General features: G+C 64.3%; 25 protein-coding genes and 3 tRNA genes. 13 read left to right on the forward strand and 15 right to left on the reverse strand.

Annotation, left to right across the window (positions count from 1 at the left end):
* Window positions 1–149 precede the first annotated feature (149 nt).
* Window positions 150–1,100, reverse strand: a complete 951-nt coding sequence (locus AC1ROK_RS11730; protein ID WP_492846999.1) for a LysR family transcriptional regulator — start codon at window positions 1,098–1,100, stop codon at window positions 150–152.
* Window positions 1,101–1,319: 219 nt separating this feature from the next.
* On the opposite strand from AC1ROK_RS11730, the gene AC1ROK_RS11735 reads away from it, so the two are divergent.
* Window positions 1,320–1,886 carry a DUF924 family protein gene (locus AC1ROK_RS11735; RefSeq protein ID WP_492847001.1) on the forward strand — a complete coding sequence of 189 codons (567 nt, stop codon included), beginning with the start codon at window positions 1,320–1,322 and terminating at the stop codon, window positions 1,884–1,886.
* 11 nt (window positions 1,887–1,897) lie between these two features.
* Complete coding sequence (locus AC1ROK_RS11740; protein WP_492847003.1) at window positions 1,898–2,167, forward strand: hypothetical protein; 270 nt, start codon at window positions 1,898–1,900, stop codon at window positions 2,165–2,167.
* Between the two features lie 226 nt (window positions 2,168–2,393).
* Here AC1ROK_RS11740 and AC1ROK_RS11745 read toward each other — a convergent pair whose 3' ends face one another.
* From AC1ROK_RS11745 to AC1ROK_RS11775, 7 genes are all read right to left on the reverse strand, one after another.
* Complete coding sequence (locus AC1ROK_RS11745) at window positions 2,394–3,536, reverse strand: Gfo/Idh/MocA family protein (RefSeq protein WP_492847004.1); 1,143 nt, start codon at window positions 3,534–3,536, stop codon at window positions 2,394–2,396.
* Between the two features lie 4 nt (window positions 3,537–3,540).
* A complete protein-coding gene (locus tag AC1ROK_RS11750) occupies window positions 3,541–4,287 on the reverse strand; it encodes a sugar phosphate isomerase/epimerase family protein (protein ID WP_492847393.1) in 747 nt (248 codons plus the stop codon).
* 10 nt (window positions 4,288–4,297) lie between these two features.
* Window positions 4,298–5,053 (reverse strand): sugar phosphate isomerase/epimerase family protein, encoded by a 756-nt coding sequence (locus AC1ROK_RS11755; RefSeq protein WP_492847395.1) that lies wholly within the window; start codon window positions 5,051–5,053, stop codon window positions 4,298–4,300.
* A gap of 229 nt (window positions 5,054–5,282) precedes the next feature.
* On the reverse strand, window positions 5,283–6,359 hold the full coding sequence (locus AC1ROK_RS11760; protein WP_492847007.1) for an ABC transporter ATP-binding protein: 1,077 nt from the start codon (window positions 6,357–6,359) through the stop codon (window positions 5,283–5,285).
* A gap of 6 nt (window positions 6,360–6,365) precedes the next feature.
* Entirely contained in the window at window positions 6,366–7,286 is a 921-nt protein-coding gene (locus tag AC1ROK_RS11765; protein WP_492847008.1) for a carbohydrate ABC transporter permease, read from the reverse strand.
* Window positions 7,286–8,242: a carbohydrate ABC transporter permease gene (locus AC1ROK_RS11770; protein ID WP_492847010.1), complete on the reverse strand. Its 957-nt coding sequence runs from the start codon at window positions 8,240–8,242 to the stop codon at window positions 7,286–7,288. The genes AC1ROK_RS11765 and AC1ROK_RS11770 overlap by 1 nt, the downstream gene beginning before the upstream one ends.
* A gap of 116 nt (window positions 8,243–8,358) precedes the next feature.
* Window positions 8,359–9,597: an ABC transporter substrate-binding protein gene (locus AC1ROK_RS11775; RefSeq protein ID WP_492847012.1), complete on the reverse strand. Its 1,239-nt coding sequence runs from the start codon at window positions 9,595–9,597 to the stop codon at window positions 8,359–8,361.
* Window positions 9,598–9,834: 237 nt separating this feature from the next.
* On the opposite strand from AC1ROK_RS11775, the gene AC1ROK_RS11780 reads away from it, so the two are divergent.
* Both AC1ROK_RS11780 and AC1ROK_RS11785 read left to right on the forward strand, forming a co-directional pair.
* Entirely contained in the window at window positions 9,835–10,863 is a 1,029-nt protein-coding gene (locus AC1ROK_RS11780; RefSeq protein WP_492847014.1) for a LacI family DNA-binding transcriptional regulator, read from the forward strand.
* 297 nt (window positions 10,864–11,160) lie between these two features.
* Entirely contained in the window at window positions 11,161–11,406 is a 246-nt protein-coding gene (locus AC1ROK_RS11785; RefSeq protein ID WP_492847016.1) for a hypothetical protein, read from the forward strand.
* A 364-nt stretch (window positions 11,407–11,770) separates the two neighbouring features.
* Here the strand turns inward: AC1ROK_RS11785 and AC1ROK_RS11790 are convergent, their stop codons facing one another.
* A complete protein-coding gene (locus AC1ROK_RS11790; RefSeq protein WP_492847018.1) occupies window positions 11,771–12,214 on the reverse strand; it encodes a hypothetical protein in 444 nt (147 codons plus the stop codon).
* Between the two features lie 352 nt (window positions 12,215–12,566).
* Window positions 12,567–12,642, reverse strand: a tRNA-Arg gene (locus AC1ROK_RS11795).
* A gap of 65 nt (window positions 12,643–12,707) precedes the next feature.
* On the opposite strand from AC1ROK_RS11795, the gene AC1ROK_RS11800 reads away from it, so the two are divergent.
* Entirely contained in the window at window positions 12,708–13,532 is an 825-nt protein-coding gene (locus tag AC1ROK_RS11800) for a YdcF family protein (protein ID WP_492847020.1), read from the forward strand.
* A 162-nt stretch (window positions 13,533–13,694) separates the two neighbouring features.
* On the opposite strand, the gene AC1ROK_RS11805 is transcribed toward AC1ROK_RS11800, so the two are convergent.
* Window positions 13,695–14,282 carry an ArsR/SmtB family transcription factor gene (locus AC1ROK_RS11805; RefSeq protein ID WP_492847022.1) on the reverse strand — a complete coding sequence of 196 codons (588 nt, stop codon included), beginning with the start codon at window positions 14,280–14,282 and terminating at the stop codon, window positions 13,695–13,697.
* 241 nt (window positions 14,283–14,523) lie between these two features.
* Here AC1ROK_RS11805 and trhA point away from each other — a divergent pair, with 241 nt between their 5' ends.
* Entirely contained in the window at window positions 14,524–15,210 is a 687-nt protein-coding gene (gene trhA / locus AC1ROK_RS11810; RefSeq protein ID WP_492847024.1) for a PAQR family membrane homeostasis protein TrhA, read from the forward strand.
* Here trhA and AC1ROK_RS11815 read toward each other — a convergent pair.
* Both AC1ROK_RS11815 and AC1ROK_RS11820 read right to left on the reverse strand, forming a co-directional pair.
* A complete protein-coding gene (locus tag AC1ROK_RS11815; protein WP_492847026.1) occupies window positions 15,197–15,658 on the reverse strand; it encodes a DUF192 domain-containing protein in 462 nt (153 codons plus the stop codon). The genes trhA and AC1ROK_RS11815 overlap by 14 nt on opposite strands.
* Before the next feature lie 443 nt (window positions 15,659–16,101).
* On the reverse strand, window positions 16,102–16,725 hold the full coding sequence (locus AC1ROK_RS11820; RefSeq protein WP_492847028.1) for a cold-shock protein: 624 nt from the start codon (window positions 16,723–16,725) through the stop codon (window positions 16,102–16,104).
* 246 nt (window positions 16,726–16,971) lie between these two features.
* Here AC1ROK_RS11820 and AC1ROK_RS11825 point away from each other — a divergent pair, with 246 nt between their 5' ends.
* From AC1ROK_RS11825 to AC1ROK_RS11840, 4 genes are all read left to right on the forward strand, one after another.
* A complete protein-coding gene (locus AC1ROK_RS11825; RefSeq protein WP_492847030.1) occupies window positions 16,972–17,391 on the forward strand; it encodes a VOC family protein in 420 nt (139 codons plus the stop codon).
* A 158-nt stretch (window positions 17,392–17,549) separates the two neighbouring features.
* Window positions 17,550–18,005 carry a YcbK family protein gene (locus AC1ROK_RS11830; protein WP_492847031.1) on the forward strand — a complete coding sequence of 152 codons (456 nt, stop codon included), beginning with the start codon at window positions 17,550–17,552 and terminating at the stop codon, window positions 18,003–18,005.
* Between the two features lie 88 nt (window positions 18,006–18,093).
* Window positions 18,094–18,168, forward strand: a tRNA-Glu gene (locus AC1ROK_RS11835).
* A gap of 61 nt (window positions 18,169–18,229) precedes the next feature.
* A tRNA-Glu gene (locus AC1ROK_RS11840) sits at window positions 18,230–18,304 on the forward strand.
* Window positions 18,305–18,375: 71 nt separating this feature from the next.
* Here AC1ROK_RS11840 and AC1ROK_RS11845 read toward each other — a convergent pair.
* Complete coding sequence (locus tag AC1ROK_RS11845; RefSeq protein ID WP_492847034.1) at window positions 18,376–18,795, reverse strand: hypothetical protein; 420 nt, start codon at window positions 18,793–18,795, stop codon at window positions 18,376–18,378.
* 490 nt (window positions 18,796–19,285) lie between these two features.
* Here AC1ROK_RS11845 and AC1ROK_RS11850 point away from each other — a divergent pair, with 490 nt between their 5' ends.
* The gene (locus tag AC1ROK_RS11850; protein WP_492847037.1) at window positions 19,286–19,732 is read left to right on the forward strand and encodes an ion channel; all 447 of its coding nucleotides are present in this window, start codon (window positions 19,286–19,288) and stop codon (window positions 19,730–19,732) included.
* Here the strand turns inward: AC1ROK_RS11850 and AC1ROK_RS11855 are convergent.
* Window positions 19,729–21,093 (reverse strand): FAD/NAD(P)-binding protein, encoded by a 1,365-nt coding sequence (locus AC1ROK_RS11855; protein ID WP_492847038.1) that lies wholly within the window; start codon window positions 21,091–21,093, stop codon window positions 19,729–19,731. The two genes, AC1ROK_RS11850 and AC1ROK_RS11855, sit on opposite strands and share 4 nt — an antisense overlap.
* A 203-nt stretch (window positions 21,094–21,296) precedes the next feature.
* Here AC1ROK_RS11855 and AC1ROK_RS11860 point away from each other — a divergent pair, with 203 nt between their 5' ends.
* Both AC1ROK_RS11860 and AC1ROK_RS11865 read left to right on the forward strand, forming a co-directional pair.
* Window positions 21,297–22,184 (forward strand): amino acid ABC transporter permease, encoded by an 888-nt coding sequence (locus AC1ROK_RS11860; protein WP_492847040.1) that lies wholly within the window; start codon window positions 21,297–21,299, stop codon window positions 22,182–22,184.
* Window positions 22,181–23,017: an amino acid ABC transporter ATP-binding protein gene (locus AC1ROK_RS11865; protein ID WP_492847041.1), complete on the forward strand. Its 837-nt coding sequence runs from the start codon at window positions 22,181–22,183 to the stop codon at window positions 23,015–23,017. Before AC1ROK_RS11860 ends, AC1ROK_RS11865 begins: the two co-directional genes overlap by 4 nt.
* Window positions 23,018–23,042: the final 25 nt, after the last annotated feature.

Here is a 23,042-nt window from a genome sequence, read left to right on the forward strand (position 1 = left end):
TCAAGTCAGTCCGACGCCCTGCCCGCTTGGAGTTCCGCGTGTGGATGAGGCCGGGCCGCCGCTGACATGTCGGCAGCTACCTTCATGCTCGGCTCGGAACTGTCAAGGTGACGGCAAGCGGAAACGGGTGGGGTTTTTGCAGGCTTGGCTCAGGACCCGAGGCTCTCGAGCACCAAACGCTCAACAGTCTCCATCAACCAGACCAGTCCGGCGTCCATCAGCCCGGCGCGCGGCGCGACCAGATGGACGAAGCTGGGGTTGTTCTGATCGAACGGCACGGGCGCAGTGCCAAGGCTGAAGCGGCGGGCATAGGCGCCGACGACAGGCGTGGGGACGGTGCCGATGAGGTCGGTTTCGGCGATGGCGGCGAGCGCGACGATGAAGTGCGTTACGGTAAGTTGCACCCGTCGGCTGCGGCCGAGCGAGGTCAGCACGTCGTTGGTGTAGCTGCCGAGGTCGCCTCGCGCCGAGACCATGACGTGATTGGCCGCGCAATAGGCATCGAGCGAGGGGGCATCGAGGAACGGGTGCCCCCTGCGAGCAACGACGACGAAATCCCCGTGATAGAGCGGGCGCGATACGAACCGGGACGGCACTTCGCCAAAGGTCACCGCGGCAAGGTCGACGCCACGCGAGTCCAGTTCCTCGAACGCGGTTTCCCACGGTCGCGCACGGGTAACGTCCGGCATGATCTGGCGGGTGCCGATGTCGATGCCCGGCGCCTTGGCCGAGAGCTCAGCGAGCAGCAACGGCAGCGGCGCAATGGCGCTGCCGTCCGGCGAACCGATCATGAAGCGGCGCCGCGACGTCAACGGATCGAACGGCTCGGCCGACGAAACCACCTGCCGGACCCGCGACAGGATCTCGGCGATCGGCTCGGCCAGGCTGAGAGCCCGTTCGGTGGGCACGACGCCGCGCGGGGTCTTGAGGAACAGGGGATCATTGAGCTGCGCGCGCAGCCGGCCGAGGCCGTGGCTGACCGCCGAAGGCGACAGGTTGAGGCGCTGCGCCGCCCGGCCGACATGCAGTTCCTGCAGCACGACTTCGAAAAGCACGAGCAGATTCAGGTCGGTACGCGATAGATCAATCTGATGCAGCATATCGCTGCATTCATATCACTGGATTCACGAGCCAGCAATCGGGCATCCCGGCCAGACGGGTGGGCGACCTGAGGACTAACTGATGTACCTGAACTTCATGATGATCGGCGACCGCTGGGCGGCGCGCCACAATATCTCGAAGCCGAAGCGCACACCGCCCACTACGCTTCGGTTGCCGGCCCCCACTACACCGTCAGCGACGCGCGAGGAGACCGGGAAATGATGCTGGCTCAGTTCTCCAACCAGACGCCGGAAGAGGCGCTGCAGTTGATCACGTTCTGGCGCAAGGCGGGGCGTGAGTTGTGGTTCGCCAAGGATGCGGCGTTCGATGCGCTGTTCACTGAGAGCTTCATCGAACTCTATGAACAGGCGGCCAAGGGTCAGCTCGACCACTGGACCAGTACGGCGCGCGGTTCGCTGGCGCTGATCATCCTGCTTGACCAGTTCCCGCGCAACGCCTTCCGTGGTGAGCCCAAGGCCTATGCCACCGATGCTCACGCCCGGCGGATCGCCACCTTGGCGACGGGCTGGGGCCAGGACCTGATGATCGACTTCGACCTCAGGGTGTTCGTCTACCTGCCTTTCGGCCACTCGGAGAGCCTCGCAGACCACGTGCGCGGCGGCGAGCTGCTGGAGCACCTGGGGCCGCCTTATACCGACCACGCGAAGAAGTACCGTGGCATCATCGAGACGTTCGGCCGTTTCCCGCATCGCAACCCGATCCTCGGTCGCAAGGCGACCAGCGACGAGGAAGAGTTCCTGCGCAACGGCGGGTTCTCGGGCTGAAGGAGACGAACATGGCAATCATGATGATTTCGGACATCGCGGGCCAGACCGCCGAGGGCTACGCTCGGGTGCTCGAGACCGTGCAGCCGCACTATGCCGACGCCCAGGGCTTCCTGATGCACTCGGCCCACGCCACCGAGGGCGGCTGGAGGATCGTGGAGGTGTGGGAGAGCCGCGAAGATGCAGGGCGCTTCTTTGCCCAGCACGTCGCGCCCAACCTGCCCACTGGCATCCACCCCAAGGCACGGTTCGAGCTGCTGCATACGTTGGTACGGCGCTGAAGCAATGCCGAGAGGTGAGCGTTCGGGTCGCGCCGCCCCTGCGCTACTCCGCCTTGACTGGCGGGGAGCTCCGTTTGCGGTCGTGCCACGGCGAGAGAACGAAGGTTCCCGCTTTCGCGGGCATGACCCGGTGTTTGGGGCCGAGGTCGGTGGCGGCGGCGGGTGATCGCCTAAAGAAGAAGGCCCGAGCGTACGCCCGGGCCTTTCGACTGTTCGGCGAAAAAGCTCAGCGCAGCAGGGCGCGGGCTTCTTCGATGCCGAGGGCGGCGGGGCGCTCGCAGGTGGTCTGCAGGGTGATCACCTGGCCGGTCTCGCCGGCGCGGAGGATCGAGGTCATGACGTCGACCGCATGCAGCGCCACATCGAGATCGCAGCGCGCCTTCTTGCCGGTCTCGATCGAGTCCATCATGTCGCTGAGGCCGGCATTGCGGTAGTTGGCGCGCGGATTGGGCTTGTCCAGATCCTGGTTGGCCTTGCCGAACGGGTGATCCCACGGGATCACCTTCTCCTTGTCGCCGGCGCGATTGGTGATAGTGACGTCGCCGTTGAAGAAGTTCGGATCGGGCACATAGACCGAGCCTTCGGTGCCGTAGAGCTCGATATTGTGGTGGCCGTGGCTGGAAACGTCCCAGCTGGCGCCCAGAGTGATGATGGCGCCGGAGTGGAACTCGAGGATGGCGTGGATCGTGGTCGGGGTGCCGACCTTGATGAACGTGCCCTTGAACGGCGAACCCTCGGTGGTCACCTCACGCTCGGCGCGGGCCGAACCGGTGAAGGCGGTGACGCGCTTGATCGGGCCGACAAGGCTGATCAGGTTGGTGATGTAGTACGGGCCGAGATCGAGGATCGGGCCGCCGCCGGGCTGGAAGAAAAAATCCGGATTGGGATGCCAGTGCTCCATGCCGCGGCTCAGCACGTGCATGGTGCCCGAGGCGATCTTGCCGACCTTGCCCGAGTCGATGATGGCGCGAGCCTGCTGGTGCGCCCCACCGAGGAACGTGTCCGGGGCAGAGCCGACTTTGAGCTTGTGCTCATCGGCCAACGCCTTGAGCTGGATGCCCTCTTCGACGCTGAGGACAAACGGCTTCTCGGAATAGGCGTGCTTGCCGGCCGAGAGGATGTCCTTGGAAATCGAGAAGTGGGTCGAGGGGATCGTGAGGTTCACGATCACGTCGATCTCCGAGTTCTTCAGCAGCTCGTCGGGGGTCTGCGCCGCGACATTGTACTCCCCTGCCCGCTTCTTGGCGGCCTCGGGGAGGATGTCGGCGATGGCGCGGACTTCGAGGTTCCTGAACAGCGGCGCGAGGCGCAGATAGGCGGCCGAGATGTTGCCGGCACCCATGATGCCGACGCCATAGGTCTTTGCCATGATCTTAGGCTCCGAGGGTCTTGATGAAGGCGATCGAGCGCGAGGCGAAGCGGTCGATGTCGTTGGGGTTATCGTGTTCGGCGACGAAGTACTGCGCCTTGGTCTGGTTGCGGACGATTGGCCACAAGGTCTTCCACGGCACGACACCCTGGCCGGCATCGGCCCAGCCGTCTTCATCGGCGTTCTGGCCGGCGGGGGCGATGTCCTTGACGTGCACAGCGACGATACGGTCGCCGAACCTGGGCAGCCAGGTGGCCGGGTCGGCCTTGCCACGGACGATCCAGGCGACGTCGGCTTCGACATTCACCGCCGGCGCCGCTTCGAGCAGCCAGTCCATGGCGTATTTGCCGTCATATGAGACGAACTCGAAATCGTGGTTGTGATAACCGAAGGTGAGGCCGGCATCCTGGAACGGCTTGCCGATCTTCTGCAGCCGGTCGCCGAACGTCTTCCAGCCATCGGCCGAGGTCGGCCGGTCGGTGGGGGCGAGCCAGGGGCAGACGACGACCTTGATGCCCAGCGTCTCGGCCAGCTTCAGGGTCTTTGAGGTATCCTCGAGATCGCCCAGGCTCACATGCGCGGTCGGCATGGTGAGGCCGTTGGCGTCGAGCTGCGCCTTCAGCGCCTGGGGGTCGGTGTAGAGCGAACCATAGCCCTCGACATGGGTGTAGCCGAGCGCGGCGACCTTCTTGAGCACGTCCGCGAGCGGGTAATTGCGGGCGCTGAACAGCTGAAAACCGATATCCATTATGTGGCCTCTTTCACTTCCAGGCGGTGACGGCGGCGATCGAACGGGATGCGAAGCGGTCGACGTCGGCGGGGTTGTCGTGTTCCATCACCCAGTAGCGGGCGTTGGTGTGGGCTTTGACGGCGTCGGAGAGCGCCTGCCAGTCGAGCGTGCCGTGGCCGACATCGGCCCAGCCGTCTTCGTTGGCATTCTGCCCCGCCGGCGCGATGTCCTTGACGTGCACGGCATTGATGCGGCGGCCGTGCTTCCTGATCCACTCGATCGGGTCCTGGCCGCCCTTCACCACCCAGGCGACGTCCATTTCCCAGTCATTGTTGGGCGCCGTGTCGAGGATGATATCCATCGGCAGCTTGCCGGTGGCGGTGGGGCGGAACTCGAAATCATGGTTGTGCCAGCCGAAGCCGAAGCCGCGCCGGCGGAAGGCTTCGCCGAGCTTGGCGAGAGTCTCGCCGAGCTCGACCCACTTGCTGTCGCCCTGCCCGGCCTCACGCTCTTCCTTGGGAATCGCCGGGCAGTAGAGGAACCTCATGCCAAGCGTCTCAGCGATCTTCAGTGCGGCGTCGGTGTCCTTGAGCTGGGCGAGGCCGAAATGGCCGGTCGGCATGGTAAGGCCATGCTGCTTCAGCGAGGCGGCGAGGCTATCGGCCTCGGCATAGAGCCCGCCAAAACCCTCGACCTGCTTGTAGCCGAGCTTGGCGAGACGCCCGAGCACGCCGTCCAGCGGCGGGAAATTCCGGGCGCTGTAGAGCTGAAAAGAAAAGTCCAACAGATGTCTCCTCCACCCGTGCATTTCTCCGTTTCGCTGAAACGGTGATATGCACTCGATCCTCGGTTTGTCGCGCTTTCGAGGTAGAAGAGCCTGCAACTCTTCCTGAAAGCGCTCCAGTAAAGCCACCGCCCCGGTCGTTGCCGGGGCGGCGCAGTGCTGATTTATCGCGGTTCGTAGCAGCCCGTTCGGCGGGCCGCTACGCGTCCGGTAAGCTCAATGAGCCGAAAGGTCAGATGCGGTTGCCGCTCGCTGCGTTGAAGACGGAACCACGCCCCGGATCGAAACCGATCAGGACCTTCTGCCCCGGCTCGAGATGCACTTCGGCGGCGGCGCGGAAGGTGAGCGACTGACCGGCGATCTTGGTCCAGGCGACGGTGTCGGCGCCCATCGGCTCGACGATCTCGATCTCCGATTCCATCTGTACCGGCATTTTCCGCGCCTCTTCGCCGACAGCGATGTGCTCGGGACGGATGCCGAGGATCGACGCACCATTGGTCTGGTTGGCGAACTGGTAGTTGGCGAGCGGAATGTTGGCCTGCCCATCGACGCTGAGCGTGGTGCCGCTCAGGTCGCCCTTGATGAAGTTCATCGAAGGCGAGCCGATGAAACCGGCGACGAACAGGTTGACCGGCTTGTTGTAGATGGTGTGCGGGTCGGCCAGCTGCTGGATCACGCCGTTCTTCATGATGGCGATGCGGTCGGCCAAAGTCATCGCCTCGATCTGGTCGTGCGTGACGTAGATCATGGTGTTCTTGAGCCGGGCATGCAGCCGCTTGATCTCGATGCGCAGGTCATTGCGGAGCTTGGCATCGAGGTTGGAGAGCGGCTCGTCGAACAGGAACACGTCGACATCGCGCACCAGGGCGCGACCGATGGCGACGCGCTGGCGCTGGCCGCCGGAGAGCTCGACGGGCTTGCGCTGCAGCAGCGGCTCGATCTGCAGGATTTCCGAGGCACGCTTGACGCGGGCATCGACTTCCGCCTTCGGCATTCGGGCGACGCGGAGGCCGAACGACAGGTTCTTCTCCACCGTCATCTGCGGGTAGAGCGCATAGGACTGGAACACCATGCCGATGCCGCGGTCCTTGGGCTCGTCCCAGGTGACGTTCTTGCCGGAGATGAAGATCTGCCCGTCGGAGACGTCGAGCAGGCCTGCGATGCAGTTCAGCAGCGTGGACTTGCCGCAGCCCGAGGGCCCGAGCAGCACGATGAACTCGCCCTGCGCGACCTCGAGATCGAGAGACTCGAGGACCTTCACATTGCCGAAGTTGAGGCTGAGATCCTTGATGGAAACGCTAGTCGTCATAGAGGATTACCCCTTCACCGCACCGGCGGCGATGCCGCGGACGAACCATTTACCCGAGATGAAATAGACCACCAGCGGAACCGCTGCCGTGAGGATGGTTGCAGCCATATTCACGTTGTATTCGCGGGTACCGGTCGTGGTGGTGACGATGTTGTTGAGCTGCACCGTCATCGGCATGTTCTCGCGGCCGGCGAAGACCGTGCCGAACAGGAAGTCGTTCCAGATGCCGGTAACCTGCAGGATGATGGCGACGATGGTGATCGGCACCGACATCGGCAGCATGATGCGGAAGAAGATGCCCCAGAAGCCTGCCCCGTCGACGCGGCCGGCCTTGAACAATTCGATCGGCAGCGAAGCGAAGAAGTTGCGGTAGAGCAGCGTCAGGATCGGCATGCCGAAGATGGTATGGACGACCACGATGCCCGGGAGCGTCGCGAACAGGCCGACCTTCGAGAGCCCGATGATCAGCGGATAGATCACCACCTGGAACGGCACGAAGGCGCCGAAGATCAGGATGCCGAACAACAGCTCGGAACCCTTGTACTTCCAGAAGCTCAGCGCATAGCCATTGATCATGGCGATGACGATAGAGACCGGCACGGAGAGCGCGGTAATCTTCACCGAGTTCCAGAAGCCAGGCTTCAGTCCGTTGCAGTCGCGGCCGGTACAGGCGGTGTCCCAGGCCTTGAGCCAGGGATCGAAGGTGAGCAGCGCCGGCCAGTTGAACAGATGCCCTTCGCGGATTTCGGGCATCGTCTTCAGCGACGTCACGATCATCACCCAAAGCGGCATCAGGAAGAAGACCGCCGAGATGATGAGGAAGGCGTAGACACCGATGCGTCCGATGGTGACGGTCTTGGGCTTGGGGCCGCGCGGTCCGGAGAGCGTGCCGCCAGAGAGGCCCGGTGAGATGGCTTCGGTGGTCATTATGCCCTACCCGCCTTGCGATTTGCGTTCCAGCGCAGCAGGTACTGCACGGCGATGAGAAGCATGACCGGCAGCAGCATCATGGTCGCGGCAGCCATGCCCTGGCCGACGTTCACGCGATCGGTGATGTGCTGGATGACGTAGACGGCGGGCATCTGGGTCGAAACGCCCGGCCCGCCCTGGGTCATGGCGATGACAATGTCGAAGACGCGTACGATGCCGGTCATCTGCAAGATGAAGGCGGTCGCTACGGCGCCCTTCATCATCGGCAGCACGATGAACAGGTAAGTCTTCCAGGTCGGAATGCCATCAACCTTGGCGGCCTTCCAGATCTCGGAGTCGACGCCGCGGAGGCCTGCCAGCAGAATGGCCATGGTCACCCCAACACCGTTCCACAACCCGCCGAGAACGAGGCCGTAAAGCGCTGTCTCCTGCTTTACCAGCGGCGCGAACTCGAAGTTCGTCCAGCCAAGCTGGCGTACAGCGGACTGGATGCCGAGATTGGGGTCGAACATCCACTGCCAGACGAGGCCGGTAACGACCAGCGACATGGCGAACGGATAGAGGAAAATCGAGCGGAACAGGTCCTCCTGCTTGATGCGCTGATCCATGAAGACCGCGAGCAGGTAGCCGAACACCATGCTGACGCCGATCGACAACACGCCGAACACGGCGAGGTTGCGGACCGAGATGTTCCACCGATCGTTCGCCCACAGCCGCTCATATTGAGCCAGGCCAATGAAGTTGAAGTTCGGGAACAGCTTGGAATTGGTGAACGACCAGATGATCGAAAAGATGATGCAGATCACGAACACCCCGACCGCCGTGACGATCATCGGCGTGGTGCCCAGCACTGACTGAATGTTGAATTTACGGCGCGTGCGCGGTTTGCGCTCCGCTACCGTGCCGGCAAAACCAGGCGCCGCTCGTTCGCCCGGTTCGGCGATCTGGGTCATGGCTCACTCCCCGCGTTGTTGAAGCAACCGGCCCCGGATCCCCTGCCCACCCGGATACGCCGAAAAAAACGAGCCGGGCGGTGCTTTTGGCACCGCCCGGACATCATAGCACCAAATCAGTCGGCGTTCTGGAGGATCGTCACGTACTGCTCGGCGGCAGCTTCGGCGGTCATCGTGTCGTCGGCCCAGAACTGGGCAACGAGGTCGTTCATCTGACCAGTGGTGTCGTTCGACTGCCAACGGCCGGCGTCGACGGCGATGTTGGCCGGGTCCTTGATGATCTCGAGGCCGCGCTTCATGCAGTCGTCAGCGAGCGACATATCGACGTCGTCGCGGATCGGCATGGAGCCCTTGGCGTTGTTGAACAGCGCCTGGACCTGCGGGTTGACCATCATGGACGCCATCTTCAGCTGAGCCGCCTCGACAGCCGGATCCGACTGCTTGGGGAACAGGAAGATGTCGCCGCCGGTGGAGACGGTCGGGTGATCGATCGGCAGAGCCAGACAGGCGTAGTCGACGCCAGCCTTCTCGCCGGCAACGCCGAACTCGCCACGCGCCCAGTCACCCATGATCTGCAGCGCCGCCTGGTCGGTCACGACGAGGTTGGTCGTGTCGTTCCAGTTGCGGTTCGCCGAACCCGCATCGGAGAACTGCTTGAACTGGCGGAACTTCTCGAACACCGCCGGCATCTCTGCCTTGGCCAGCTCGAGATCCTTGTCCTTCAGGATCTTTTCGCGCTTCTCGAGGCCGAGGAGGGAGGTCTGGATCACGCCGAAGGCGCCGTTGATCTGCCAGCTTTCGCCGCCGATGGCGAACGGGATGATGCCGGCTTCCTTGAGCTTCGGGGCTTCCGCGAGGAAGTCGTCGAAGCTGGTCGGGAGCGGCACGCCGGCCTTCTCGAACGCCGGGACCGAAGCCCAAGCCCAGTTCCACGAGTGGATGTTGACCGGCACGCACCACCAGTGACCGTCGACGAGGCAAGCCTCGGAGATGGACGCCGGACGGATGAAGCCAGCCCAGTTCTCTTTGGTTGCGAGATCAGTGAGATCGAGCAGCATGTTGCCGGCGATCAGCTCTTCATACTGACGGCCTGGGTTGAACTGCGCCGCGCCCGGAGGATCGCCACCGAGAATGCGCTGCAACGTGGCCGAACGGGCGTTTTCGCCGCCGGCGATAGCAGTATCGACCCACTTGTCGCCGCCCAGGGCGTCAAACTCACGGGCGAACACCGACACGGCGGCCTGTTCGCCACCCGACGTCCACCAGTGAATGACTTCGACGTCCGCGGCGCGCACCGAGGTGCTGCCAAGCAGGGCGGCAGCCACCAGGGCCACCACCGACACGACTGACTTCATAATGTAGTCCTCCCAACGTTCACCCAGGAGCAAAACGCCCCTCGCGAAATTTGCGCCAGCCGCGCAGGGCCCCCTCTTGTTGGGAAAGCTCCGGTGCTGGCTGCGTGTAATCGATTACACAACCCCTTGCAGAAGGTCAATGCAATCGATTGCAGGAGTTTCAGACATTCCTTGCGCGGCTGTCAAGGTCGATCTAGACAGGGCGGGCGAGCAGCGGTGAGGGAGCGCTGCGAACTCATGGTCCCGGCAAGAAAAACACCGACGATTCAGGACGTTGCCCGTCACGCAAGTGTGTCCGCGGCGACGGTCAGCCGTGTGCTCAGTTCGCCTGAAAGGGTGACGGAGACGACGCGCGAGCGGGTTTATGCGGCGGTGCGCGAGACCGGCTACACCATCAACCAGGCGGCCCGATCGCTGCGGCTCAAGGCTGCGCGGACGATTCTGATGGCGGCGCCCAATATCGGCAACCCGTTCTACTCGACCATCGTCGACGCGGTGATCCGCGAGGCGGCAGAACGCGGCTACAGCGTGCTGGTGGCGAGCCGGATCGGCGACGACCCGAACCGCTGGCTCAGCGACTACCTGCTGTCCAACCGCGCTGACGGGCTGCTGCTGTTCGACGGTTCGCTCGACACCAACCGGCTGCACGGCTTGCGTGACGATGGCGTCGCCCTGCCGCTGGTGGCCGCCTATGACGAGATCCCCGACCCCAAGATCCACTCGGTGATCACCGACAACCGGCTCGCGGCTAAACGCGCGATCAAGCACCTGGTGGGGCTCGGCCACACCGAGATCGGCCACATCATCGGGCCATCGCGCAACCAGTCGACCAACGAGCGTTTCATCGGCTTTGCCGAGGCGATGCAGGAGGCCGGGCTGGCGGTGCGCGAGGAATGGCTGTTCCCGGGCACCTACAACATGGAGTCGGGCACCGCCGCGGCCGAACACCTGCTCGCCAGCGGCAAGCTGCCGACCGCGGTGTTCTCAGGCAATGACGAGATGGCCATCGGCCTGATCCACCGGCTGCGGCTCGAAGGGCTCGACTGCCCACGCGACATCTCGGTGGTCGGCTTCGACGACATTGCGGTGGCGCGCTTCTTCGACCCGCCACTGACCACCATGCGGCAGCCGCGCGAGGAGATCGGCCGGATGGCCACCCGCTCGTTGATCGACATCATCGAGGGCATCGCCCCCGAGGACGAGCCCATCCACGTGGTGCTCAACTCGGACCTGATCGTACGCGAAAGCACGCGCCGCGCCGGCTGAGGGCAGAGCGCGCGGCAACGAACGAGATGACCTCCTGCCAGTTGCCGGGGCACGGCCTCCGGCCCTGATCGCAGGCCGACAAAACAGCTGCATCACGCCGGCACAACACTGCTTGAGCTAACTCACTGCTGCCGCCATTCGCGGCTAGGCATTTCACCGCTTCGTTGAAACGACGAAGTGGGACGGGCTTTTTGATTTCTTGCGCTTTCGAACCGGAAGGGTCTGCAACTTTTCCTGGAAGCGTTGCAGGCAACCGCGAGCCGCACTCGGACGTTCAGAGCCGATCGGAGAGCAGTCATGACGACGGTGAGAATTCTGGTGAGGCACGACGGAGCCGGCTGGCGAATCGCCAGTCCCGGCCGCGACCTCGACACGGCGTCGGGCCCGCGCCCCTACACGCAGCGCGATGAAGCCATCTCGGACGCGCTGTTCGCGGCCAGGATGCTGCGGGCACTGGGCGAGACGGCGTCGGTCTATGTGGAGAACAGCGACGGGCTGCGACTTGTCGCCGAGGAGGAGGTGCAGGTCTGGCGCAAACATTAGCCTTGGTGCTGTCGCGCTCGCGAACGTCGTGAGAGCGCTCCAGGCCGAACAGGGGGAACCGGATGCCGTCCGACAAAGAGCAGCATCCGGCCCACCCGATAGCGAGTGTGGACGCAGTGTCGGGCATGGCAATTAGCAGCCATGCCCGGCGCTGCCACAATCCCGACTAAGGTCGGTATGTCGCTGGTTGTGCAGGGAAAATGGCCTTGCACCATTCCCCGCAACGGTGGTGGGTGGCGACCGGCGCGGTCAGGTTGAGCGATCGCAAGTCCGGGAGGCGCCGAGAACGAACGACGACGGCAGATCAACAAACAGGTCGGACGACCTGGGCCGCACATTTGCTGCGGGATCGGACCTCACTTGCCTATGACAATCGAGCCGGGCTCGGTTCGTGAACGATCAGCGTGGCTCCCGGAGCGATACGCGCCCCTGCCCTGCGCGCGGCGATTTCGCAAGCGCTGGCGCATATGCCTTCGACAACGAAGGTTCGTCCAAGCCCCTTGTGCTTGTCGACGTGCCGCTCCCACACCTGGACGATGCCGCCGAGCCCGGTCAGCACGCACACTGACTGCTCGCATGCAGGGGGCCAATACCGGGCGTCGCCAATCATTTGGCGCACCGTAACGACTCCGGCGCTGGCAACACTGGAAACAGCCCAGATGATCAGCAGCCAGAGCACCCCCGACAGCAAGAAGGCGCCCAGCCAGTACCAAGCGCGCCCAATGACCAACCTGCTTGAAGCCCTCGCACCCTCGGCAGCCACCGCGGCCTCCATTTCAACGGGAACAGTATCTCGAATACGGACCAAGGTCGTCTCGAATACGGACTAAGGTCGCCAGCTGCAGAAAAGACCAAATCTTCGCGAAATAAAAGCCCCATTTTTGATTCCATCAGGTCGATCGCCAAATCGACATGGACTCGAACTTTTGGTGATAAGCGCAGAGCAAGGGTCGGGAGACTGACCGCGCGGCTCGTGTTGGTTATCGCCTCAAGTAACCTGGGGGCGACACCTCTGCGCCGGCCGCTGAGGGCGAGGGCGGTGGCGTCGGCAACCGCCATGCGAGGATGGGTGACGCCGGAACAGGCGCAGCTTCACACCAGGCCGCTGACGAAGAACGGCTCGCGGCCCCCTGGGGGGTGATCAACGCTGGTTGGGCGGATGGTGACCTCGGCAGGATTCGAACCTGCGACCAACAGCTTAGAAGGCTGCTGCTCTATCCCCTGAGCTACGAGGCCGTGGCGCGGGTGTAGCGCAATCGGACTCGATTGTCAGGCCTCGGGTTTGCCGACTCCCGGCAGCGATGGCAGGGTGCGCGCCACCACGCGAGGACCCTGCCCTGTTCCCTTATCTCACCCGGATCTTCTGGCTTCTGGTACAGCCGCTTTCGCTGGTGGTGTTGCTGCTGGTGGCCGGGTTGGCGCTGAGCTGGCTCAGGCGGCGGTGGATCTCGCGGGTGCTGGTCGGGCTGGCACTGCTGCTGCTGTTCCTTTGCTGCTTCACCACCTTCGGCTACCTGCTGGTCACGCCGCTCGAGCAGCGCTTCGAGCGGCCGGCCGAGCCCGCCCGGGTCGACGGCATCGTGGTGCTTGGCGGCGGCATGGATGGCGAAGTGAACTCGGTGCGCGGTGGGTACGAGTTCAACCGCTCGGGCGACCGCTTCGTCGAGGCGCTGCGGCTGGCGCTACAATACCCGAACGCCAGGATCGTCATCGCCGGTGGGCCGGCGGCGCTGGTGCAGCAGGAGCCCGAAGCACTGGCGGGCAAACGCTTCTTCGAAGCGTTCGGCATTGCCTCCGAGCGCATCCTGATCGACGACCGATCGCGCAACACCGAGGAGAATGCGCAATTCGCCAAGCAGTTGGCCAGGGTCAGCGAGGGGGAAACCTGGCTGCTGGTGACCTCGGCCTTCCATATGCCGCGCGCCGTGGGGTTGTTCCGCAAGGCCGACTTCTCTGTCATTCCGTGGCCGGCTGACTATCTGGCGAGCGGCGCCGAAGGGGTGCGGATCAAGCCGGACCAATCGACCGAGAACGTCTCGGTGAGCAACCTCGCGCTGCGCGAATGGGCGGGGCTGCTCGGGTACTACCTGAGCGGGCGGATCGACGAGCTGCTGCCGGGGCCGTGAAGGTGGCGGCTCTCGACGCGTCATCCTGCTGAGTATCCACCGCCTTCCACCGGCGTCATCCCCGCGAAGGCGGGGACCCAGTGCGATCGCTCAGCCTCCACCGGCGCTGCGGCATCCCACGAGGTTCCCGCCTGCGCGGGAATGACGGCGGTGGGCACCTGCCTAGAGGTCGAAGAACGACAGCTGCGGGGTCTGCTTGGGCGGCGGAGGTGCGACGGGCTCTGCCTCAGCCTTGGGCTTGGCGACGCGCGGCTTGGCCGGTGTCTTGGGCTTGACGACAATGATCGGCTCAGGGGCCGGTTCGGAAGCCGCGACCATGGGCTCCGGAGCAGGCTCGGGTACGGCCAGAACAGGCTCCGGCGCAACCACATGAACCGCGGCGATCGGCTCAGGCGCGATCGGCTCCGCGAGACGTGCCGGCGCTTCCACGGTCTCCGGGGCTTCGGGCGCCACGGCAACCGCGACGACGGCCTTCCTCGCCCTGCCCGGCTTCTTCTGATGGGTTTCCAGCCAGGCCATGCAGGGCTTCAGCTCGTCGCGCTGGAACGAATAGAGGTTCTCGCGCCCGTGCTTTTCTTCCTGCACCAGGCCGGCTTCCTTGAGCACCCTCAGGTGCCGCGAGATGGCCGGACGGCTGATATCGAAGGCGGCCGCCAGCTCGTGCACCGGGCGGGCCTTGTCGTGCAGCAGCTCGAGCACCCGGAGGCGAGTGGGATCGGCGAGGGCGGAATAGAGGTCGGCGAGACTCATTTCGTCTTCCGAAACAATGGAGTGCGCGGACAGTTGTAACAACTGCGTTACGTGTCAAGCGCCCGGAATGCCGAATGGGTTGACTGTGACAGTCCAATGACGGGATTGTCACAGCTTATTTGCTTCGGAGCGTTTCGACGAAAAGTCGAAGCGCTCCACGCCGTTATCCTTTGTCGCGCTTTCGAACCGGAAAAGTCTGCAACTTTTCCTGAAAGCGCTTGTGAGAGAGCCCCGACGAGCCGTGACGACCGAGACGACCATTGCCCGAACCTGGTGGACCCGAGGCCGCCCCTTCACCCTGCCCGAGCTGATCGCGGATGGGGTGGTGCACGGTATCGGCATCGTCGTGGCGGTGGCGCTCGGGGCGGTGCTGCTGGCCTTTGCCGGCTACGAGACAGCGCCGAACGAGCTGCCCGCGCTGGTGCTCTATGTGGGGAGCCTGCTGCTGGTGCTCAGCATTTCGCTCGCCTTCAACCTCTGCCCGATCGCCTCGCCGGCGAAACGCACGCTGGCGCGGCTCGACCAGGCGGCGATCTTCCTGTTCATCGCCGGCACCTATACGCCGTTCCTGGTGCTGCTCGGGGCCACCCCCTCGAGCATCCTCATCGGGCTGTTGATCTGGGGCGCGGCGCTCACCGGCATGGCGCTGAAGCTGTTCGTGCCGCACCGGTTCGGCCGGGGGGCGATCGTCCTGTACCTCGGCATCGGCTGGAGCGGCGTGTTCGTGTTCCAGGCGCTGGCCTCGCACCTGCCCGGCGTCGCGCTGTGGCTCTTGGTGGCGGGCGGGCTCTGCTACAGCGTCGGGCTGATCTTCCACCTGTGGGAGCGGCTGACCTTCCACAACGCGGTGTGGCACGGCTTCGTCGTTGCCGGCGCGAGCCTCCACCTGGTGGCGGTGCTCGACTGCATGGTGATCAGCCGGCTGTAGCGCCGTTCCTGATGCGATCGTGCACCACCCGATCGCCAGCCGCGATGCCCAATTCCTTGGCGCGGCCCCCCGGAATTTCGAGCACGAACATCACCGGACCGTCGGATGGAATCGAGGTCAGGTCGAGCGGCCGGGCGTTGGCGTGCACATTGGCCACCAGCCCTTCGGCCGTGATGAACACCATGTCGAGCGGGATCAGCGTATTGCTCATCCAGAAACTGACTTCGCGGCTTTCCTTGAAATCGAACAGCATGCCGGCATCGGGCGCGAGGGTCTCGCGGTACATCAGGCCCTTGGCGCGGGACTCGGGCGTATCCACCACCTCGACGGTGAAGGGGTGGTTGCCGTTGCGCGACTCGATGACCAGGCGGTCATCGGAGGCGCAGGCGGTGAGCGTCAGAAACAGGAAGGCGACGAATGCGCCGTGCAAGGCCCGGAGGATGTTCATGGAGAGCATTGGGGGTTAGGTGCGAATTGACGGCACCTTAGCGCGGCATCCCGGGTTCGGAAACGGCGTTGCAGCGAAAGTCAGAATGCTGGCGCTCAACGGGACGCACCTCGCATCGAGGTGATCCGGCGTCATCCCCCTCAGGCAGATGGGGAACACATGAATAAGCGATAGCCCGGGTGGCTCCCGCGACCCCCTCTCTGGCGAAAACTAAGGACTTAGCTGCGCTAAGCCCAAGTTTTCGCTTTCTCCCCCGCCAAGGGGGAGAGTCCCGACTGATCCTCAGGCGCAAGTGGAAGGCACGGATCATCTCCCCTTGGCGGGGGAGAAAGCAAAATCTAAGGTTTAGCCGTTTGGCTAAGCCTTAGATTTTGCAAGAGAGGGGGCCTTGGAGGGCACGACGGCTAGACCGTCCCTCCCCTTCACAGGGGAGGAGCGATAGGTCAGTGCGAGGACGGCGCGTCGCCCCAGCCGTCCGGACGGATCTCGGCGACCATCAGGCCCTTGGGGCCGGTGCCGTAGCGGACAAGGACGTGCTGGCCGGGGCGCAGTTCGGTGATGCCGAAGCGGCGCAGCGTTTCCATGTGGACAAAGATATCCGGAGCGCCGTCGCCGGCCGAGAGGAAGCCGAAGCCGCGGATGCGGTTGAACCACTTCACCTCGAGCCGTTCGAGGCGGCTGGTCGGCTCGACCGTGACGTGGGTGCGCGGCGCCGGCATCTGGGCCGGGTGCTTGGCAGTCGAATCGTCCATCGAGAGGATGCGGAAGGCCTGCAGCCCGCCCGGACGCGCCAGCGCCTCGACGACGATGCGCGAGCCCTCATAGGCGGTCTGGTAGCCGTCGCGCCTGAGGCAGGTCACGTGCAAGAGAACATCGGGGCGACCATCATCGGGGACGATGAAACCAAACCCCTTGGAAACGTCGAACCACTTGATCGATCCGACCACCTCGATGACATCGAGATTGGCGTCGCCGCCGTGATCGGATGCCGGGTGCTGTCCGAGCGGGCTGGTCTCGTCGGACCGGAACCCGGGTTCGTCACCGTCGGCTGTAAACTTGGCCCCCATGCCTCAAGCCTTTTCGTACTCGCCCCGCCGCTGATCGGGGTACGCCACATATGAGACACTGTGTCCGATTCAGCCCGGGAAGTTAAGAAGCGTTTACGATTTTGTCAGGGGTTTTTCGCAAGCGCTTTGGAGGACCGCCAACACTGGCGATGTCAGCCCGGTGCTGCATCTCGACCAGTGTCCAACTTGATGCAGGCAGCCAGCCGTTGTAGGCCGCACCCAGCACACTTTCCGGGAGGACCAGACGTGAAGTATCTCCACACCATGGTGCGGGTCACCGACATCGATGCGAGCCTGAAATTCTATCGCGACGGCCTCGGGCTCGAGGAAATCCGGCGCACCGAGAACGAGAAGGGCCGCTACACGCTGATCTTCCTCGCCGCCAAGGGCCAGCACGAGACCCCGGTCGAGCTCACCTATAACTGGGACCCCGAGGTCTATACCGGCGGCCGCAATTTCGGCCACCTCGCCTACGAGGTCGCCAACATCTACGAGTTCTGCGCCCATATGCAGAAACTCGGCTACACCATCAACCGCCCTCCCCGCGACGGCCGCATGGCGTTCGTCCGCTCGCCCGACAACATCTCGGTCGAGATCCTGCAGGAAGGCGCGGCCCTCGCCCCGGCCGAGCCGTGGCTGTCGATGCCGAACACCGGCGCCTGGTAACCGGCTTCGGGGCACCGTCCCGCTGCCCCTGAGGTAACCCGTCGCTAACCAATCGGCTTAGCGGGCGGTTAGCCAAGACTTTGTAGCTTCCTCACGAACGCCGGCCGGGCAAGGGCCGGCGTTCTGCTACCGCCCTGAAGCGGCATGGGAAGTGACGAATGATCCGACTGATTGCGGCGCTCGCAAGCGCCCTGCTGCTGAGCGGCTGCTTCTTCTTGGGCGGCGGTGGCGGCGCCTCCTACAGCGGCTACGTGCAACGGGCCGGCATGTTCCTGTCGTCGACCGATGTCGACAATTCCTGCATTTCGCCAAAGCTGCGCTCGGTGATCGCCTCGTTCGAACGTCGGTTCGGCAAGAAGATCGTGGTCAACTCCGGCTATCGCGATCCGATCCGCAACATCATCGGCGGCGGCGAGGATTCGAGCTACCACATGCGCTGCATGGCGGTGGATTTCTTCATCCCCGGCGTTTCCAAGGGCCAGCTCGTCGCCTTCGCCATGCGCAACGAGCAGGTCGGCGGCCTTGGCTGCTACCCGGGCCGCGGCTTCATCCATGTCGATGTGCGCGACCGGCCGCGCGGCTGGAAGAAGCCCATCACCTTCTCGGGCTGCTGACGTTCCACAGGGGCTGGCATAAGCCAAGCGTTTCTTCAAAAACACCCTTGCCAGCCCGAATGAACCTCCCTATACGGACGCCACCGCGGCGCCCTTCGTCTATCGGTTAGGACGGCACCCTTTCACGGTGCAGAGAGGGGTTCGACTCCCCTAGGGCGCGCCACTTTCCCCTCATGGGCTGGTGGTTGACGGTACGGCGCTCATCGCCGATAAAGAGTTCCTCCGCGCCCATCGTCTAGCGGTCAGGACACCGCCCTCTCACGGCGGGAACAGGGGTTCGATTCCCCTTGGGCGCGCCAAACTTTTTCGAGAGTTATGGCACGTTCCTCTCATCGTTGATCCGGAGCTACGACTGGCTGCGAGTACTCTGTCACTCGCCTAGTCCGGTCACCTTGCCTATCCATTTGGAAGCTTGATAAAGGTCGGCCTGTACGGTCTCAAGGCGCAGAGCAATCGCAGCCACGCAAGCGACCATTAGCGCCCGGTACGGATAGTTAAGGAAATCTCTAGCACTCTCGGCCTGTCGGCTGGTGTTGGCCAGCCCAGCGGTGTGAAATCGCGGGGGATCTCGGCCGTACATGTCCATCAGGTGAGGTGCAGCGCCATGGATAAAACCCGAATAGGCCTTGTGCAGCACCGAACTAGCTTTCTTGTTGGTGGAGGGATCCCCGCCTGGCAAGGTCCGAGCATTGTAGGCCAGAATCTTGTCCCGACTCACCATGCCACGGGTGCCGCGGCTCTCTATCGGAGGCACCCCGTCTTCGAACTCCTCGGCCCAGAAGTACTCCAAGAACTGGTCGTGTCGGTCCTCCCGCGCGCCCCGATGTACGGACCCGCCAGAAACGAAATGTCGGCATCTGTTTCGTCCAGGACACGTTGAAGCATCGCAAGCTCTTGGAGATAACCTCTCTTCAGCAGAAGTTCGGCCGCTCGCAGACAGCTAATCAGCCTGGCGACTTTTAGGACTATTGCCTGCTGATCGGATCTTTCAACGTAGCGATAGCGGAACCCATCACCAAAATTGACCTTCTGCGGTTGCGGTACCGCCGCTGCCATCGCGACAAAGGCAGCGTCGAGTTTCTCAACACAGTAGTCGAAGGGCGTCATCGGTACACAACCTTCCGGGGCTTCTGACCGTTTCGACTACGAGTCGGGTCAGGGGCCAACAACAACTTACTGGCAGTTCCGCGATGTCTGAAAGGTCCTGAAATACGACGCGGGACGTCTCGCAACTGGTCGGATATCCTCGTGTGTGTTTGGTGACCGTCATGGGGGACACCGTGACCGACTTGATCCTGCTGCAACTCGGCTGGTTGGCGGTCGGCCTAACGGCGGCGGTGCTGATTCAGATTGCGGGCCTCAGCCTGATCTCGCGGCTGGTGAACCGGCTCAGCGCGCGGCCGGAGGGGATGGCGCAGACGTGGCAGATCACCATCATGGGGCTCGTGGTCTATCTGCTGTTCTTGCTGCACCTCGTACAGATCGCCGTCTACGCCGCGATCTATGTGGTCACCGGCGCGATCGCCTCGGTGCACACGGCGCTCTATTTTGCGGCGGCGACGTTCACGACGATCGGCGGCGGTGTGGTGCAGACTGAAGAGCCGTGGCAGTTCTTCGCTTCGCTCGAGGGGCTCAGCGGCATCATCATGGTCGGGTGGTCGATTTCCTTCCTCGTGGCCGTGACCAACCGGCTCGGCATGTGGGCGCAGAAGGCGTCGAGCGACTAGCCGAAAGCTCTGGCGGCCGCCTCGCCGAGCACGCGCTTCGCCAGGTCCGCGCACTGCACCCGGATATCCGGGATCGCCTCGATCTCGAAGAAGGCGCCGCGCGTCAGCGGCCCGACCGCCAGCAGCCGGTCGGATGGCGTGCCGAAGCGATCGATGGTGCGGCACTCGGTATCCACCTCGAGGCCGATATGCAACGGGTCGGGGCGGATGTCGCCGCGGGCAAGCAGAGCGCGGATGGTCGGGTTGCTCGATTGCTCGACGTCGACGCTGATGCCGCCGCAATCGTAGACGCGGGCGACGTCGAAGAAGGTGAGATTGCTGGCGCCCTTGCGGCGCACGGTGGCGCGGACCTCGGCGCCGCGCCGCTCGATATCGAGATAGGTGCCGGCGACGAGGCGGACCTGCCCTGCCCCCACTGCCTGTTCCAGCCGCGCATGCAGTTCCGGCGGCAGGCGGTGGCGGTGGATGTTCCAGAACGGCCTGACATGGCTGAGGAAACGGCGGCGTGAGCCGAGTGACCAGTTCTGCCAGATGCGCTGGTTGAAGGGCCGCAAGGCATCGACGACGCTGCGCCAATCCTCGCCGTGCCCGGCCGCTTCCTCCACCAGGTCGCGGAACCAGGCGGTGAAATAGTGGAGCTCGGTGCCGAACGGCACATCGGCCGCCTCGAGCGGGATCGGCGCCACCTGGCGGTGTGCCTTGGGCAAGAGGCCGTGACGGGAGACAACGGTGATCGGGCCGCGATGTTGAGCCTCGGCCAGCGACAGCCAGGCATCGACCATCGAGAGGCCCGAGCCGAGCAGCAGCACCGGGGCATCGGGATCGAGCGGGGTATCGGCCTCGGAGCCGACGCGCACGGCGATGCCCTTGGCACGGGCCGGGTTGGTTTCGTGCCCCACCGCCAGCACGGCGGCATGCGCCATCAGGCTGGCGCCGCTTTTGAGCTTTGCCTCAACCCCTGCCCCGGTGGCCAGCACGTCGATGCACTCGTCGTGGACGATGTGCAGCCGGCCGGGCGCCGTGACTTCGACCTCGGCCAGCACGTCGGCGAGGTATCTGCCATAGTGACGGCGCGGCACGAAGACGAAGCGTTCGGCTTCGGTTACCAGTTTGTGGTCGCGCAGCCAGCGCCAGAAGTGGTCGGGATCATCGGCATAGGCGCTCATCCCGGGCGCCGCGACATTCAACACATGGTCGAGCTGGCGGGTCGAATAGGCGACGCCGCGGCCCAGCTGGGGGCGCTTTTCGACCAGCGTAACCCGGGTGTCGGCGGCGCTGCGCAACAGGTGCGCGGCCAGCAGCACGCCGCTGGCGCCACCGCCGATAATGAGGATGGAGAGGCGTGGATGCGCTTCGTTCATGCGTGTTTCCTTGCGGGTTGGTCACGACGCAAAACGTCCCGATTGAAACGTCCGTCCTAAGCTAACGTTCTCCGAGAGCAGGTTTTTTCGTCACCTGCGACCGGCGCGCTGCCGGAGTTCCTCGACCGGTTTCGACGCATAGACTACTAATCCAGTCGATTTAATCAACACTGTATCCTTCCCGGATGCAGCGGGGGCTGGGCTTGACGCAACTGACGCTCGACATCGCCGAACGGGGCACCGTGCCGCTCGAAGACCGGCCAGTGGAGCGTCCGCGTTCAGGCCACTGGCATCGGGTGCGGAGCGGCCTGGTCTGGGCAGTGGCAGTGCTGATCGCCGCCTATGCAGCGTCGGTGGTGGCCGCCAACCCGGCGATGCGCTGGGATTCGATCGGCAAGTTCCTGACCGCGCCGATCATCCTCCAGGGGCTCGTGACGACGCTGCTGATCACCTTTCTGTCGGCGGTCATCGGGCTCGCCGGCGGGTTGGTGATTGCGCTGATGCGGATGTCGGCCAACCCGCTGATCAAGACCATCGCGGTGGGCTATCTCGGATTGTTCCGGGCGGTGCCGCTGCTGGTGCAGATCCTCATCTGGTACAATCTGGGCACCTTCTTTCCTGAGCTAGGTTTCGGCATCCCGTTCACCGATATCGGGCTCTATGGCGATACCAACGTGCTGCTGAGCCCGCTGGTGGCGTGCCTCATCGCCATAGGTCTCAACCAGGCCGCCTATATGGGCGAGATCATCCGCGGCGGGCTGCTGTCGGTGCAGCCGGGCCAGGTCGAAGCGGCTATTGCGCTGGGGATGACGCGGGCCAAGGCGTTCCGCCGGGTGATCGCGCCACAGGCGGCCAAATCGATCATCCCGCCGCTCGGTAACGACATGATCAACCTGTTGAAGGCCACCTCGCTGGTCTCGGTGGTGGGCGTCGGCGACCTGATGACCCGAGCGCAGGGAATCTATGCCAGCAACTATCAGGTGATCCCGCTGCTGATCGTCGCCAGCATCTGGTACCTGGCGCTGACCATCCTCTTCACCTTCATCCAGGGTCTGTTGGAGCGGCGTTTCGCGGCCGGGGTGGCGCGATGAACTACGCCCCTCCCGACCTCCACGTCGCGGCGGAAGCGCCGGCGCTGATCCGTATCCGCAACGTTACCAAAAGCTACAGCGCCAACCGGGTGCTGGACGACGTCACGCTCGATATCAGACAGGGCGAAGTGCGCTGCATCATCGGGCCTTCCGGCTCGGGCAAAAGCACCCTGCTCCGCTGCCTCAATGCGCTCACCGATTTCGACAGCGGCGCCGTGGTGCTGGACGAGACCCGGGTCGGCTACACCGAACGCAATGGCAGGCTGAAGCCGTGGACCGGGCGGGAGGCGGCGGCCTTCCGCAGCCGGGTCGGGCTGGTATCGCAGCACGTAAACCTGTTCTCGCACCGCACGGTGCTGGAGAACGTCATCGAGGGTCCGGTGCAGGTGCTCGGCGCCAGCCGCCAGGCGGCGGTGCGGACGGCGACGGACCTGCTGTCGCGGGTCGGGCTCGCCGACAAGCATGACAGTTACCCCAGCCAGCTCTCAGGCGGGCAGCAGCAGCGCGCCGCCATCGCGCGGGCGCTGGCGATGACCCCCAAGGTGATGCTGTTCGACGAGGCGACCAGTGCGCTCGACCCCGAACTGGTGGGCGAGGTGCTGGGGGTGATGCAGGCGCTGGCCAGCGACGGCATGACCATGGTCGTCGTCACCCACGAGATGCGCTTTGCCGAGGAGGCTGGCGACCGGATCGCGGTGATGGATGCCGGCCGCATCATCGAGGACGGACCGGCGAGCGAGATCTTCAGCCGGCCGCGCCAGCCGCGCACCGCCGAGTTCCTCAAGGATCATTTCAGGTTCGCTCCAGCCGAGGGCCGGCGCGACCGCGCCTGAACAACCGGGCAGACGCCCATCATAG

Source organism: Devosia sp. GW821-FHT12F11 (genome assembly GCF_058806655.1).